Origin of the sequence: Brucella sp. MAB-22, assembly GCF_025908475.1 — a bacterium.
Taxonomy (GTDB): Bacteria; Pseudomonadota; Alphaproteobacteria; order Rhizobiales; family Rhizobiaceae; genus Brucella; species Brucella anthropi.
In genome coordinates this window covers 2359362-2373955 of the sequence record NZ_CP109782.1, presented here as the reverse complement: position 1 = coordinate 2373955, position 14594 = coordinate 2359362, and the positions used below count along the sequence as shown (strand labels likewise).

Below are 14594 nucleotides of genomic sequence, written 5' to 3'. Positions count from 1 at the left end.
AAAACAAACTGGGCCGGTTTCAGTGAGTTTCAGGCCTTTTGCTTGACATTGCGGGCTGATCACCTTAAAGCCAGCTCCAATCTATCCGCGATCTTCAGAACGCGAGCCACCGACCGGGACCCATTTGGTATAAAGCGATCCCGGAGGTCCACATCCGACAGCGCGATGCGCCCTCGGGTGCTGTATCGCTTTGGTTGCTTCTTGAACTGGCAGATAAGCGGGACGATTTATCCCTGACGAAGCATAAGCCTCTTCTTGGATTAAAAGGAAATTCGATGTTTGAATCACTTCAGGAGCGTCTTGGCTCCATCCTGAACGGCCTTACCGGACGCGGCGCTCTTTCTGAAGCCGACGTGGCCGCGGCGTTGCGCGAAGTGCGTCGCGCGCTGATCGAGGCTGACGTTTCGCTGGAAGTGGTTCGCTCCTTCACCGACCGCGTTCGTGAGAAGGCCGTCGGCGCAGAGATTCTGAAAAGCATCAAGCCCGGCCAGATGGTCGTCAAGATCGTCCATGACGAGCTTATCGAGATGCTTGGCACCGAAGGTGTCGCAATTGACCTGAACGCGCCTGCGCCTGTCGTCATCATGATGGTCGGTCTGCAGGGGTCGGGCAAGACGACCACCACCGGCAAGATCGCCAAGCGTTTGACGGAGCGCCAGCGCAAGAAGGTGCTGATGGCGTCGCTCGATACGCGCCGTCCGGCTGCACAGGAACAGCTTCGCCAGCTCGGTATTCAGACCAGTGTCGACACGCTGCCGATCATCGCCGGCCAGTCGCCGGTCGAAATCGCCAAGCGCGCCGTACAGGCTGCAAAGCTTGGCGCACACGATGTCGTCATTCTCGATACTGCAGGCCGCACGCATATTGACGAGCCGCTGATGGTGGAAATGGCGGATATCCGCAAGGCCGCCAATCCGCACGAAATTCTGCTCGTCGCCGACAGCCTGACCGGTCAGGATGCCGTCAATCTGGCGCGCAATTTCGACGAGCGCGTTGGCATTACGGGTATCGTTCTCACCCGTATGGATGGCGATGGCCGTGGCGGTGCAGCGCTTTCGATGCGTGCCATCACCGGCAAGCCGATCAAGCTGATCGCCACCGGCGAAAAGATGGATGCGCTTGAGGAATTCTATCCGAAGCGTATCGCCGACCGTATTCTCGGCATGGGCGACATTGTTTCGCTCGTGGAAAAAGCTGCTGAAAACATCGACGCGGAAAAAGCCGCGGCGATGGCCAAGAAGATGCAGTCGGGCAAGTTCGATCTCAATGATCTTGCCGATCAGCTGGGCCAGATGAAAAAGCTCGGCGGCATGGGCAGCATCATGGGCATGATGCCCGGCATGGGCGGAATGAAGGACAAGGCAGCAGCAGCCGGTCTCGACGACAAGGTGTTCGACCGCCAGCTCGCCATCATCGGCTCGATGACCAAGGCCGAGCGCGCCAATCCCGACCTTCTCAAGCACAGCCGCAAGCAGCGCATTGCCAAGGGTTCCGGCACGACTGCTGCCGACATCAACAAGCTTCTCAAGATGCACCGCCAGATGGCCGACATGATGAAAGTCATGGGCAAGGGCAAGGGCGGAATGATGAAGCAGATGATGGGCGGCCTTGCCAACAAGATGGGCCTTGGTGGTCTCGGTGGCGGTATGGGCGGCCTTGGTGGCATGCCTGATCTCTCGAAGATGGACCCGAAGCAGCTTGAAGCACTTGCCAAGCAGGCGGAAGCAGCCGGTCTGACGAAAGGCGGCGGTTTGCCGGGCCTTCCGGGCGGCGGTCTCCCCGGTTTGGGAGGGCCCAAGCTTCCCGGTCTTGGTGGCGGTCTTCCCGGCCTGCCGAAGAAGAAGTGAGCATCATGAGCAACGAACAGAACACTGCACCGGCTGAACTTCTGGCACTGCGCGCCTCCATCGACAATATCGATGCTGCGCTGATCCACATGCTGGCCGAACGTTTTCGCTGCACCAAGGCTGTCGGTGTACTCAAGGCCGAACGCGGCCTCGCACCGGCTGATCCGGACCGCGAAAAACGTCAGGTGGAACGTCTGCGCGCTCTGGCAACCGACGCCCATCTCGATCCCGATTTCGCCGAAAAATTCCTGAACTTCATCGTGAAGGAAGTCATTCGGCATCATGAGCATGCCGCCGCAAACCACGGCGGAAAGTAAAGCGCATCCCGAAAAGTGTGAAACGGTTTTCGGGTAAGATGCGCGTCAAAACAACAACCGTAGCTACGGTTTAACCCGTTTTGCCCCGACCATCCCTCGGGCGAAGCAATTGTCTAAAGGAAAGAAAAAATGTCTCTCAAGATTCGTCTGGCCCGCGCTGGCTCCAAGAAGCGTCCTTACTACCACATCGTTGTTGCCGACGTCCGCAGCCCGCGTGATGGCCGCTTCATCGAAACCGTTGGTGCATGGAACCCGATGCTGGCCAAGGACGCTGAACGCGTGAAGCTCGATGCCGACCGCATCCAGCATTGGATTGCACAGGGCGCACAGCCGACCGACCGCGTTCTGCGCTTCCTCGACCAGGCTGGTCTTGCAAAGCGTCCGACCCGCAGCAACCCGACCAAGGGTGAGCCGGGCAAGAAGGCTCAGGAACGTCTGGCCATGGCCAAGCAGGCTGAAGAAGAAGCTGCCGCAAAGGCCGCTGAAGCTGCCGCAGCCGCTGCTGCTCCGGCTGAAGAAGCTGCAAGCGAATAATCTTCGCGCAGCTTGCATTTTGAGAAAGCGGCGGAGCAATCCGCCGCTTTTCTTATGGGCTGGTCTTATGGGCTGGCTAAGATGTTGCCGGTCGAGCCTTACCTCAGGTCCAGCTCCCATGTCTGGCCGGTGAGATCCGCGCCGAAGGAATGGTGCGGTGCTTCATCAATGAGCCGGAATCCGGCGCGTTCGTAAAGACGCCGTGCTGCCGTGAGAACACTGTTCGTCCATAGAGTGATGCGCTCATCGCCGACAGTGCGCGCGCGTTCGATACAGGCGTTCACGAGCTTTGCACCGACACCGGCCCCGCGCGCATCTGGTTCGACATAGAGCAGGCGCAATTTGCCAAGCTTTGGCTGGTCCCCCTTGACCAGAAACACCGATCCAACCACACGACCGTCGAGTTCAGCTACCCATGCCGCGTCGTGGGCGGGATCGAAGGCTTCAGAGAAATCGGCAAGAATGCGGGCAACGAGTACCTCATAGTCGCTGTTCCAGCCATACTCGTCCGTATAGAGCACTGCCTGCCGGTGAATGATCCACCCCAGATCACCCGCCCGCAGATTGCGCAGCTGCAAATCCTTGGGGTGCTCGTCATCAAATATGCGCTTGATCGTACCCGCTGCTGCCAGCAGATTTCTACGCTGATCCGGCTGCAGTCCGTCGAGAAGTTCGCCAACAGCGTCGCAGGTGTTACGTTCCAGTGCGCCGAATGTCTTGCGACCGGCATCGGTCAGTTGGATGGGACGGCTGCGGCCTCCGTCGGGATGCTCTGACGTCTCGATCAACCCACGTTCGGTGAAGCGTTTGAGTGTTCTGCTCAGCTGGCCGCGGTCGAGCCCGAGCGCTCGCATGATGTCTGCCGCCGCAGGTGCTGTGCGATGGGCGATCTCGTAGAGGATACGCGCCTCGGTCAGCGTGAACGGGCTCTTGTCCAGATGGGCGTTCAGCAGGCCGAGACGGCGCGTATAGACACGGTTGAACGCCCGTAATGCACTGATGTCGTCGAGATTGTCTACTTGCGTCATGTCTGCTTACGCCCCGGCGCGGCGTCTCCCTATGTTGACACTATCAATATCTATTGTGTTGACTGAGTCAACATATTCGTAAGGTGAAATCCATTCGGGAAAGACCTCGCTGCGGCGCCGTGCGCGGGCGGTTTTCTTTGACTGTTGTGCATGCGCTGCAATCAGGCTGGACGATGCGCGAAATTGCGTTATCTTGTTGATTTGACGGCTCGCATCTGCGTGAACGCACATATGCGGGTGATGAATTTGTTTCCCCGGCGCTTGGCAAAGCGCTCTTTTCAGGAGAAGTCCATGTCGGCTGCGACGGTTGCCACTTCTTTCTCTTTTCGCCGTATTTTCATCGCTCTTGGTCTGGCTGTTCTGGTTCCGCTGCTATCGGCATGCGGTTTCAACACGATCCCGACCAATGAGGAAAAGGCGAAGGCTGCCTGGGGCGAGGTGCAGAACCAGTACCAGCGCCGCGCCGATCTCGTGCCCAATCTGGTCGAGACCGTGAAAGGCTATGCCGCTCACGAACAGGAAACCCTGCAGGCTGTGATCGAGGCGCGCGCCAAGGCGACGCAGGTGCAGATCACGCCGGAAACGCTCAACAATCCGGAGCTCTTCAAGCAGTTTCAGGATAATCAGGCCAATCTGACAAGCGCATTGTCGCGCCTGATGGTGGTGGTCGAGCGCTATCCGGACCTGAAAGCCAACCAGAACTTCCTTGCATTGCAGTCGCAGCTTGAAGGTACTGAAAACCGCATCGCCGTCGCACGCCGCGACTATATCGAGGCGGTTCGCGTCTACAACACGGCGCTGCGCACCATGCCGACGATGATCTGGACGTGGATATGGTATCGCGATGCACAGCCGATGCAGAGCTTCAGTGCCGATGCAGGTAGTCAGGCCGCGCCTAAAGTCAACTTCAACTGACGGCGCGTCTCATGATGCGTTTCGGGGCGGGTGCAGCACTCTCGCGTGATCGTCGCGGCCTTGGCTGGTTGGGCTGGCCGCGACATCTCCTTGCGCTCGCTTTCCTGCTGTTTTGCGCAGCGCTGACGCTGCACACGGTGGCCCTTGCACAAGACGCGTCGACGCCTGCACAGGCCTTGACCGGTCGTGTGGTGGATGCGGCGGGGATCATCGACCCCGCCGAGCGCCAGCAACTGACCCAGAAGCTTGCCGATTTTGAAGCGAAGTCATCGGATCAGGTGGTCGTGGTGACGGTCCCGAGCCTCAACGGCGAAGACATCGAAACCTATTCCAACCGTCTGTTCCGTGCCTGGGCGCTGGGGCAGAAACAGGAAAACAACGGCATATTGCTGGTGGTTGCGCCCAATGACCGTAAGGTGCGGATCGAGGTCGGCTATGGTCTCGAAGGCGTCATGACCGACGCGCTTTCAAGCGTCATCATCAATGGCACCATCATTCCCGAATTCCGTACCGGCAATTACTCGAACGGCATCGTACAGGGTGTTGACGGCATTCTTTCGGTGCTTTCCGGCGATGCCGCCGAGCTTGAAGCGCGGGCCAAGCGCAATGTGCAGTCGAGTTCGGATGATGTCGACTGGGTCTTTGTTGTCTTCATCGCCTTCTGGTGCCTGATCTTCTTCGGCGGTTTCGGCATGGCGATCCTGACGCCGGTTTTCGGACGCAAGATCGGGCCGGGCAAATATCAGTGGCTCGGCATGGTCGTGGATTACAACAATCGCGGCGGCGGCTCTGGCGGCAGGGGTGGTGGCAGCTGGGGCGGCGGCGGTGGCTGGTCGTCCGGCGGGGGAGGCGGCGGTTTCTCCGGTGGTGGCGGTTCATCCGGTGGCGGTGGCGCCTCGGGTAGCTGGTAGGGAGACGCAACGATGAAGCATCAAACGCTGATTGGCGCCGAGGACCATGCCCGCATTGCCGAGGCCATCCGCAAGGCGGAAGCAGAAACCAGCGGCGAAATCTATGCCGTTCTGGCGCGCTCGAGCGATGACTATTTCTTTGCGGCGGGCTTTGTTGCGACTTGCGGCATCCTGATTGCTTCGGTGATCGCCGCCTTTCTCGCCCATTGGTACTGGTTCGATATCCGCCTGCCCATGTTCGGACTTGCGGTGCTGGCGGCGTTCCTGACTGCGATGCTGGTGCTCTGGTTCTTTCCGGCCATTCGCATGTTGCTGGTGCCGCGCCGCATCCGTTACAAGCGCGCCCATCTCAATGCGCTGCAGCAGTTTCTGGCGCGCAATGTCCATATTACGGAGCATCGCACCGGCATTCTGCTCTTTGTCTCGATGGCCGAACATTATGCCGAGGTGATCGCCGATGCGGGCATTCATGCGCGTGTCGAGCAGGACGAATGGAATGCAATTGTCGCGACGCTCATCCATCACGCTTCCCGCGCGCAAGTGGCCGAAGGTTTTGTATTGGCCATTGGTCAGGCCGGGGTGTTGCTGGAAAAGCATTTTCCGGCAGGACCGGACAATATCAATGAGCTGGACGATCACCTGATCGAGCTCTGAGTGTCTGTTCCAAAAGTCGCCATGCCGGGCTGCAAATGACGTTTTCGCCACGGCCTGACGCTTCTTGATTCAGGCACTGACAGGCCGCTTCATTTATCAGAATCATCTGCAACTTTAGTCGGAAATGTGGCGAAGCAGGGCTGCTGCTTGACCCTTTTGGCAGCACTTTTGAGCTGCGCGGAGAAATCCGCTGGCATATTCCGAAATTTCGCGGGAAGTTTTCGAAGTTTTGTTCCAAATTAAATGGATTAAATGCGGTCTTTCTGACTTTCCGGGAAATTTTTCGTTATTTTCAACGAATTGCCATCGAAACCAATGCCTAATCTGCTAGTTTGGCGCGCATTGCCATCATGACAGGAGTATCCGACGTGACTGCAAAGCAGGATCGGTCGAGCAAGGTTAAAGGTTCCAAGGCAAGCAAGGAGGAGAAGAAGGGAGGAAAGTCGAAGGCGCTTACGGCCTTCTCGCAGCTTCTCTTCGAATGGGCGCCGCCAGAAGATCTGGCCGCTTACGATGCTGCCGCTCTCGACAGTTCAGCCCGTCACGGCTATGCCGCCCTCGAATCCTATCGCAAGGGCAAGAGCATCATCAGCGTCGATAATGGTATCGAGCGCCATGGTCGGCCGGTGAGCGTCATCACCATCGTCAACGACAATATGCCGTTCCTGCTCGACTCCATCATGGGTGAGCTGAATGATCATGTCAGCCAGATTTTCATGGTCGTGCATCCGGTTCTGGACATTGCGCGCGAAAAGGACGAGCTGGTCATTCTGGGCGAAGCATCGCAGCTCGCGCCTGCCAAGGGCGTCGAGCGCGTCAGCCTGGTACAGATTCATCTTCCAGCCCTCGACAAGCAGGTCAAGGCCGATCTGACTGCCGCCATCAAGCGCGCGCTCGGACAGGTTCGTGCCGCTGTCAGCGACTGGAAGCCGATGTTGAAGCGCCTCGATGGCGCTATCGCCGATTACAAGCGCGTTTATGAAATGACGAGCGATCCGGCCATGCCGGAGGCCATCGCGTTTCTGGAATGGCTGCGCGACGATCGTTTCATCTTCCTTGGACTTCGCGAACTCACCTTCAAGGGCAAGGGCGACAAGCGCGAACTGGTTCCGGTCAAGGAAACGCTCGGCATTCTCAACGACAATGAAGTCCGCGTCCTGCGCAAGGATGACGACGACACGGTGACGCCGCGTGAGGTAACGGAATTCCTCGACAGCAACGAGCCGCTGATCGTCACCAAGGCGAATTCGCTTTCGCTGGTGCATCGTCGCTCCTATCTCGATTATGTCGGCGTGAAGATATACGGCGAAAAGGGCGAAGCCATCGGCGAACTGCGCCTGGTCGGTCTCTTCACCTCGGTTGCCTATACGAGTTCGGTTGCAGGCATTCCGTTCATTCGCTCCAAGGCCGATGCCGTCATCAAGCATCTCGGGTTCAACCGCGAGGACCATTCGGGCAAGGCGCTCATCAACGTGCTGGAAGAATATCCGCGCGACGAGCTTTTCCAGATCGATGTGGAAAGCCTGACGGCCAATGCCGAGCTGATCCTTGCGCTCGGCGAACGCCCGCGTGTGCGTGCCGTTCCGCGTCTCGATCGCTTTGGCCGCTTTGCGACCGTGCTGGTCTATATCCCGCGTGACCGTTACGACTCGGTCGTGCGCGAGAAGATCGGACACTATCTCGTTGATATCTATGGCGGCGACAGTTTCGAATTCCACCCGGTCTTCCTGCAGAACGGCCTGACGCGCGTTCAGTTCGTCATCCGCCGTCATGAGCGCTCCACACCGCATGTGGATCGCGAAGCGCTGGAAGCCGAAGTGCGCGCCATTGTCCGCACATGGGACGATGCGGTTCGTGAAAGCTCTGACAGTGCAGACGCAAAGACGATCGCGCTTGCTGCAAGCTTCCCGCCATCCTATCGCGAAATCTTCACGGCACCGGAAGCGCTGGTCGATGCGGAGCGCATCGCTGGCCTCAGCGCAGAGGCTCCGCTTTTCGTGGACTTCTATCGTTATCGCACCGATGGTCCTGATGCGGTTTCGCTGAAGCTTTATCATCACGGTGCGCCGGTTGTGTTGTCGCAGCGTGTGCCGCTTCTGGAAAACATGGGCTTCCGTGTCGTCAGCGAGCAGACCATCGACCTGCCGCATGCTGGCAAGGACGGCGCTGCCGTTTACGTGCACGACATGCAGCTCGTGAACGCCTATGGCGCTCCCGTCGATCTTTCCGACGATGGCGAGATGCTGGAAGATGTGTTCCGCAATGTCTGGGACGGTCTGGCTGACAATGACGGCTATAACGCGCTGGTGCAGACCGCACGCCTGACGGCACGCCAGATCATGATCCTGCGTTCCTATGGCCGTTATCTGCAACAGGCGGGCATTGCCTATTCGCAGGGCTTTATCGCAGCCGCACTGAACCGTTATCCTGAAATCGCCAGCGATCTCTATTCGCTGTTCGATCTGCGCTTCAACCCATCGGCCAAGCGCCGTGATGCGGCTGAAAAGAAGCTGGTCGATGCCATCGAGACCGCATTGCTTGGCGTGCCGAGCATCGACGACGACCAGATTTTGCGCCGTTTCCGCAATCTGATCGAAGCGACGCTGCGCACCAATGCCTACCAGCCGGATGCCGACGGCAAGCTGCGTGTCACCTTTGCCTTCAAGCTCAATCCGCGTCTGGTCGAAGGCCTGCCGGACCCGCGCCCTTATCGCGAAATCTTCGTCTATGGGCCGGAAATGGAAGGCGTGCATCTGCGCTTCGGTGCTGTTGCCCGCGGTGGTCTACGCTGGTCGGACCGCGCACAGGATTATCGCACCGAAGTGCTGGGCCTCGTGAAGGCACAGCAGGTCAAGAATGCGGTGATCGTGCCGGTTGGTGCCAAGGGCGGCTTCTATCCGAAGCGTTTGCCGGTTGGCGGCGATCGCAATGCCGTGTTTGAAGCTGGTCGCGATGCCTACAAGGTGTTCATCTCCACGCTTCTGTCGGTCACCGACAATATCGAGGACAATCATGTCGTGCCGCCGGCGGAAGTCGTGCGCCATGACAATGATGATCCTTATTTCGTCGTTGCTGCCGACAAGGGCACGGCCACTTTCTCCGATACGGCCAATGCCATCAGCCAGGCACATGATTTCTGGCTGGACGATGCCTTCGCATCCGGCGGTTCCGCCGGTTACGACCACAAGGGCATGGGCATTACCGCGCGCGGCGCATGGGAAGCCGTGAAGCGGCATTTCCGCGAATTCGACATGGATATCCAGACTGAGCCTTTCACGGTTGCCGGTGTGGGCGATATGTCGGGCGATGTGTTCGGCAACGGCATGCTGCTTTCCGAACAGATCAAGCTGGTGGCTGCGTTCGACCATCGCGATATTTTCATCGATCCAAATCCGATTCCAGCCGACGGCTTTGCCGAACGCAAGCGGCTGTTCGAACTGCCGCGTTCGAGCTGGCAGGATTATGACCGTTCCAAGCTTTCGGCTGGTGGCGGCATTTACAGCCGCAGCCAGAAGACGATTACCCTGTCGGCAGAAGCTGCTGCAGCCATCGGCCTTGGAAAGACCTCCGGCACGCCGCAGGAAATCATGACCGCGATCCTGAAATCGAAGGTCGATCTCCTCTGGTTCGGCGGTATCGGCACCTATATCCGCTCGTCCGCTGAAACGGATGCGCAGGTTGGCGACCGCGCCAATGATGCGATCCGCATCACCGGCTCGGAAGTCGGTGCACGGGTGATCGGCGAAGGTGCCAATCTCGGCGCGACCCAGCGCGGGCGCATCGAATATGCCCTGGCAGGCGGTCGTGGTAATACCGATGCCATTGACAATTCGGCGGGCGTCAACTGCTCGGACGTCGAGGTCAACATCAAGATCGCTCTGGCTGCTGCCATGCGTTCGGGCAATCTCAAGCGCCCGGCACGCAACAAGCTTCTGGTCAGCATGACCGACGATGTGTCCGAACTGGTTCTGCGCAACAACTATCTGCAGCCGCTGGCGCTTTCGCTCAGCGAAAGGCAGGGTCTGGCAGAGTTGCCCTATCAGGCGCGGTTCATGGCGGAGCTGGAAAACCGCAAGCTTCTCGACCGCAAGGTCGAGTATCTGCCGTCCGATGCGCTGCTGGCCGAACGCCAGAAGGCAGGCCAGCCGCTGACGCGTCCGGAACTGGCGGTTCTGCTTGCTTATGCCAAGCTGTCGCTGTCGGATGATCTGGTGGCAAGCCAGCTTCCGGACGAACCTTACTTCCAGTCGCTGCTGTTCGGCTATTTCCCGAAGCGCATGACCAAGACTTACGCCGAGGAAATCTCCGGTCATCGTCTGCGCCGTGAAATCGTTGCTACTTTGCTGGCAAACGATGTCATCAACCGTGGCGGTATCACCTTCATCAGCCGTCTGGCCGATACGACGGGCAAGTCGCCTGCCGATATCGTGCGTGCCTATGTGGCGGTGCGCGACGGTTTCGAGATCGATGCGATCTATGATGCCATCGATGCGCTCGACAGCAAGGTGCCGGGCGATGTGCAGAACCAGTTCTACCATCTCGTCGGCGAAATGCTGCAGGCGACGACGGCCTGGGTGCTGCGCAACGATACGACACGCGCCAACCTGACGGAATTGGTGGATACGATCACCAGGGCACGTGCCGAACTGGAACCGCGTTTCGACGGTCTGATGCCGGAATATCTGAAGAGCACGCTTCAGGCCGACAAGGCCGCTTTCGTGGAAAAGGGTGCACCGGAAAAGCTGGCTCAGCGTCTTGCCAATCTGCAGCTTGCAGGCATCATGCCGGACATCGCGCTGATCGCGCATCTGGCCGGCGCCGACCGGGTGGTAACCGCCAAGACCTATTTTGGTGTTTCGGAGGCCTTCCGCATCGGTCGCATCGAGGAAGCCGCGCGTTCCATCCCCGTCACGGACTATTATGACGGGCTTGCTCTGTCACGAGCAAGCGATACGATCACGCAGGCCGCGCGCGGTATCACCATTGCGGCGCTCAAGCGTTTTGCCAAGGACAAGGATCCGGCAGCAGCCTGGTTCGCAGCCGATGGTGCGCGTATCGAGCAGGTGAAAAACCGTATGGTGGCGCTGACGGAAGGTGGTGACCTGACAGTCTCGCGACTGGCGGTTGCAGCGGGCCTGATGTCTGATCTGGCGCAATAGAAAACAACGACATAATCTTGCAAAAGGGCGGCTTCGGTCGCCCTTTTTGTTTCTTTTGAAACAGCATTTCGGGTTATATGGTGCCGCTGATAAAAGCGAAGTATCCAACCGACTGGCCGGTCAATGGTTGGACCAACTTCTTGTCCGGGGGAAGGAACAAACAATTGAGCGATCAGGTTCTGCCTGCTCGGGGCTATGCCTCGCGGCGCGGCGTATGGGGCTGGATATTTTTCGACTGGGCGGCACAGCCATTTTTCACGGTTATTGTCACCTTCATTTTCGGTCCATACTTCATCTCCCGCATGGCCGACACGCCTGAAGCCGGGCAGATTGCCTGGGGCTATGGTATCGCTGCCGCAGGTTTTGTGATCGCTGTTCTTTCGCCTGTTCTGGGGTCGATTGCCGACAAGACAGGCTCCCGCAAACCATGGATCGGCTTTTTTGCTGTCCTCAAGATCGTTGGACTCATGACGCTCTGGTTTGCGGTGCCCGGTGCGAACCTGTTCTGGGTGCTTCTGGCTTTCAGTATCGCGATGGTGTCGGCGGAGTTTTCAATCGTTTTCAACGATTCCATGATGCCGCGGCTCGTCCCGCGCAGCGAGATCGGCAGGGTGTCCAATCTGGCCTGGGGGCTCGGCTATCTGGGTGGTGTTCTGGTGCTGATCTTCGTGGTGGTTTTTCTGGCTGCATCACCCGACACAGGCAAGACGCTGATTGGGCTTCCGCCACTCTTTGGCCTCGACCCCGTCAGCGGCGAAGATGCCCGCATCACCGGCCCCATAGCGGCACTCTGGTATCTTGTTTTCATCATGCCGATGTTTCTGTTTACACCCGATCAGGCGCGCGGGCAGCCGCTGCGTCAGGCAATCGGCAGCGGTCTGGCGGAACTCAAATCGACGCTGCGGGAAGTGCGCGAACATCCGGGGATCACGCGCTTTCTGGCCGCCCGCCTTTTCTATCAGGACGGGCTCAATGCCATTGTCGCGCTCGGCGCCGGTTATGCCGCTTCATTGTTTCAATGGAGCATCAACGAGATTGGCCTCTTCGGCATGATCACCAATGTGTCGGCGATCCTGAGCTGCCTTGTCGCGGCACGCCTCGATATCAGGCTCGGCTCCAAGATCATCGTCATCGGATCGCTGGTGCTTTTGCTGCTGGCTTCGCTCGGTATCGTTTCCACCGGAACGCATTATCTGCTGTTCGGTCTGGTGCCTGTCAGCTATCCGGATGCAAAAGGCTTGTTCTCGACAGCTTCGGAACAGGCTTTCCTCATCTACGGGCTGACGATCGGCGTCGCGCTTGGGCCTATACAGGCCTCGTCCCGGTCGTGGTTTGCGCGCAGCATCAAGCCGGAGGAATCGGGTCGATATTTCGGCATCTATGCGCTGGCGGGGCGCGCGACGAGTTTTCTCGGACCGTTTCTGGTTGCGACAATTACCGCGCTCAGCGGCTCGGCTGCACTTGGCATGTCAGTGCTGCTGCTGTTCTTCGCCGTCGGGCTCTATCTGGCGGCCATAACGCCTTACCCCGCCGACAAGCCGCTTACATCCGGCCCGCAGTAACGGGCCGGAATCTGACTTTTATTCGATCCAGCCGAGTGAACGCTGAACCGCTTTTTCCCATGCGTTGAACAAGCGCGTGCGCTCGTCTACGGGCATTCGCGGATGCCAGCGATGGCCCACCTGCCAGTTTTCCACGATGTCGTGCGTGGATTTCCAGTAGCCGACGGCAAGCCCGGCCGCATAGGCAGCACCCAGCGCCGTCGTCTCGATAATTTTCGGGCGCACGACCGGCACGTCCAGAATGTCGGACTGGAACTGCATGAGCAGTTCGTTGATGGTCATGCCGCCATCGGCGCGCAACTCGGTGATTTCGACGCCTGAATCCTTCACCATCGCATCGAGCACTTCGCGCACCTGATAGGCGCTCGCTTCCAGGGCCGCCCGGGCAATGTGCCCCTTGTTGGCGAAGCGGGTGAGGCCAGCAATGATACCGCGCGCTGAATCCTGCCAATGCGGTGCAAAGAGGCCGGAAAAGGCGGGAACGAAATAGACGTCGCCATTGTCCTCGACGGTGCGCGCCAGCGTTTCGATGTCGCTGCTTTTCTTGATGATGCCGAGATTGTCGCGCAGCCATTGCACCAGGGCGCCGGTAATGGCGATGGAGCCTTCCAGCGCATAAACCGGCTTGGCGCCGTCGAGCTTGTAGGCAACCGTGGTCAGCAGGCCGTAATTGGAGGGCACCAGTTTCTCGCCGGTGTTCATCAGCATGAAGCAGCCCGTGCCATAGGTGTTCTTGGCTTCGCCCGGTTCCAGACATGCCTGACCGAAGAGCGCTGCCTGCTGGTCGCCCAGAATGCCCGCAAGTTTTACACCGGAAAGGGAGGGCAGGGTGATCTCGCCATAGACCTCGCTTGAAGAGCGGATTTCCGGCAAGCAGGCTGACGGAATATCGAAAAGACGAAGTATGTCTTCATCCCATTGCAGCGTCGAAAGATCCATCAGCTGGGTGCGGGAAGCATTGGTCACATCGGTGATGTGGATGCCGCCCTCGGTGCCACCGGTCAGGTTCCAGACCAGCCATGTGTCGATTGTGCCGAAAAGCGCGTCTCCGGCTTCGGCCTTTTCGCGCGCACCCGGAACATTGTCGAGTATCCAGCGCAGCTTGAGCCCGGAGAAATAGGTCGAGATCGGCAGGCCCGTCTTGGCACGCAGCTGGTCTGCGCCGCCGTCCTTCGTGTACCGGGAAACAAGTTCGTCGGTGCGCGTATCCATCCAGACGATTGCATTATAGAGCGGCGCACCGGTTTTCCTGTCCCAGAGCAGTGTGGTCTCGCGCTGGTTGGTGATGCCGACGGAAGCGATATCACTTGCCTTCAGTTTTGCTTTTTTGAGTGCTGCGGCAATGACGTGCTGTGTGTTGCGACAGATTTCTATCGGATTGTGTTCGACCCAGCCCGCCTTTGGATAAATCTGCTCATGTTCGCGCTGGTCGCTCGCGACGATATCGCCCTGCCTGTCGAAAATGATGAAACGCGAACTCGTGGTTCCCTGGTCGATGGAACCGATAAACTGCGTCATGGGGCGGGCTCCTCCGTTGATCCGGTCTATGCTGAAAACGAATTTAAACGAAACAATATGAAACTCAATGAAAACGAGGCCCCGGAATGATCGGTTCCGGGGCCTCAATAAATACTTTTTATGAGGGGTTAGAGCATTTCCAGCAAAAG

Annotated in this window: 10 protein-coding genes; 8 read left to right on the top strand and 2 right to left on the bottom strand. The window is 58.7% G+C overall.

Features of this window, described 5'->3' with window-relative positions:
- The first annotated feature begins 275 nt into the window (after positions 1-275).
- The 3 genes from ffh (at position 276) to rpsP (ending at position 2698) form a co-directional block, all read left to right on the top strand.
- A complete protein-coding gene (gene ffh / locus OHI65_RS20960; protein WP_012091239.1) occupies positions 276-1847 on the top strand; it encodes a signal recognition particle protein in 1572 nt (523 codons plus the stop codon).
- A 5-nt stretch (positions 1848-1852) separates the two neighbouring features.
- On the top strand, positions 1853-2164 hold the full coding sequence (locus OHI65_RS20955) for a chorismate mutase (protein ID WP_125300872.1): 312 nt from the start codon (positions 1853-1855) through the stop codon (positions 2162-2164).
- Between the two features lie 129 nt (positions 2165-2293).
- Entirely contained in the window at positions 2294-2698 is a 405-nt protein-coding gene (gene rpsP / locus OHI65_RS20950) for a 30S ribosomal protein S16 (RefSeq protein WP_010661492.1), read from the top strand.
- 98 nt (positions 2699-2796) lie between these two features.
- Here rpsP and OHI65_RS20945 read toward each other — a convergent pair whose 3' ends face one another.
- A complete protein-coding gene (locus OHI65_RS20945; protein WP_125300873.1) occupies positions 2797-3726 on the bottom strand; it encodes a helix-turn-helix domain-containing GNAT family N-acetyltransferase in 930 nt (309 codons plus the stop codon).
- 291 nt (positions 3727-4017) lie between these two features.
- On the opposite strand from OHI65_RS20945, the gene OHI65_RS20940 reads away from it, so the two are divergent.
- From OHI65_RS20940 to OHI65_RS20920, 5 genes are all read left to right on the top strand, one after another.
- Entirely contained in the window at positions 4018-4641 is a 624-nt protein-coding gene (locus OHI65_RS20940) for a LemA family protein (protein WP_010661490.1), read from the top strand.
- An 11-nt stretch (positions 4642-4652) separates the two neighbouring features.
- The gene (locus tag OHI65_RS20935; RefSeq protein ID WP_125300874.1) at positions 4653-5552 is read left to right on the top strand and encodes a TPM domain-containing protein; all 900 of its coding nucleotides are present in this window, start codon (positions 4653-4655) and stop codon (positions 5550-5552) included.
- Positions 5553-5564: 12 nt separating this feature from the next.
- Positions 5565-6206, top strand: a complete 642-nt coding sequence (locus tag OHI65_RS20930) for a TPM domain-containing protein (protein ID WP_125300875.1) — start codon at positions 5565-5567, stop codon at positions 6204-6206.
- Positions 6207-6574: 368 nt separating this feature from the next.
- Positions 6575-11365 carry an NAD-glutamate dehydrogenase gene (locus tag OHI65_RS20925; protein ID WP_264359176.1) on the top strand — a complete coding sequence of 1597 codons (4791 nt, stop codon included), beginning with the start codon at positions 6575-6577 and terminating at the stop codon, positions 11363-11365.
- A gap of 164 nt (positions 11366-11529) precedes the next feature.
- On the top strand, positions 11530-12927 hold the full coding sequence (locus OHI65_RS20920; protein WP_346016087.1) for an MFS transporter: 1398 nt from the start codon (positions 11530-11532) through the stop codon (positions 12925-12927).
- 18 nt (positions 12928-12945) lie between these two features.
- Here the strand turns inward: OHI65_RS20920 and glpK are convergent, their stop codons facing one another.
- On the bottom strand, positions 12946-14445 hold the full coding sequence (glpK, locus tag OHI65_RS20915) for a glycerol kinase GlpK (RefSeq protein ID WP_125300876.1): 1500 nt from the start codon (positions 14443-14445) through the stop codon (positions 12946-12948).
- Between the last annotated feature and the right edge of the window lie 149 nt (positions 14446-14594).

Excerpts from the sequence above, each read along its gene's own strand:
- OHI65_RS20940 (WP_010661490.1), top strand. The coding sequence starts at position 4,018 with ATGTCGGCTGCGACGGTTGCCACTTCTTTCTCTTTTCGCCGTATTTTC.
- OHI65_RS20955 (WP_125300872.1), top strand. The coding sequence starts at position 1,853 with ATGAGCAACGAACAGAACACTGCACCGGCTGAACTTCTGGCACTGCGC.
- ffh (WP_012091239.1), top strand. The coding sequence starts at position 276 with ATGTTTGAATCACTTCAGGAGCGTCTTGGCTCCATCCTGAACGGCCTT.
- OHI65_RS20930 (WP_125300875.1), top strand. The coding sequence starts at position 5,565 with ATGAAGCATCAAACGCTGATTGGCGCCGAGGACCATGCCCGCATTGCC.
- OHI65_RS20945 (WP_125300873.1), bottom strand. The coding sequence starts at position 3,726 with ATGACGCAAGTAGACAATCTCGACGACATCAGTGCATTACGGGCGTTC.
- OHI65_RS20935 (WP_125300874.1), top strand. The coding sequence starts at position 4,653 with ATGATGCGTTTCGGGGCGGGTGCAGCACTCTCGCGTGATCGTCGCGGC.
- glpK (WP_125300876.1), bottom strand. The coding sequence starts at position 14,445 with ATGACGCAGTTTATCGGTTCCATCGACCAGGGAACCACGAGTTCGCGT.
- rpsP (WP_010661492.1), top strand. The coding sequence starts at position 2,294 with ATGTCTCTCAAGATTCGTCTGGCCCGCGCTGGCTCCAAGAAGCGTCCT.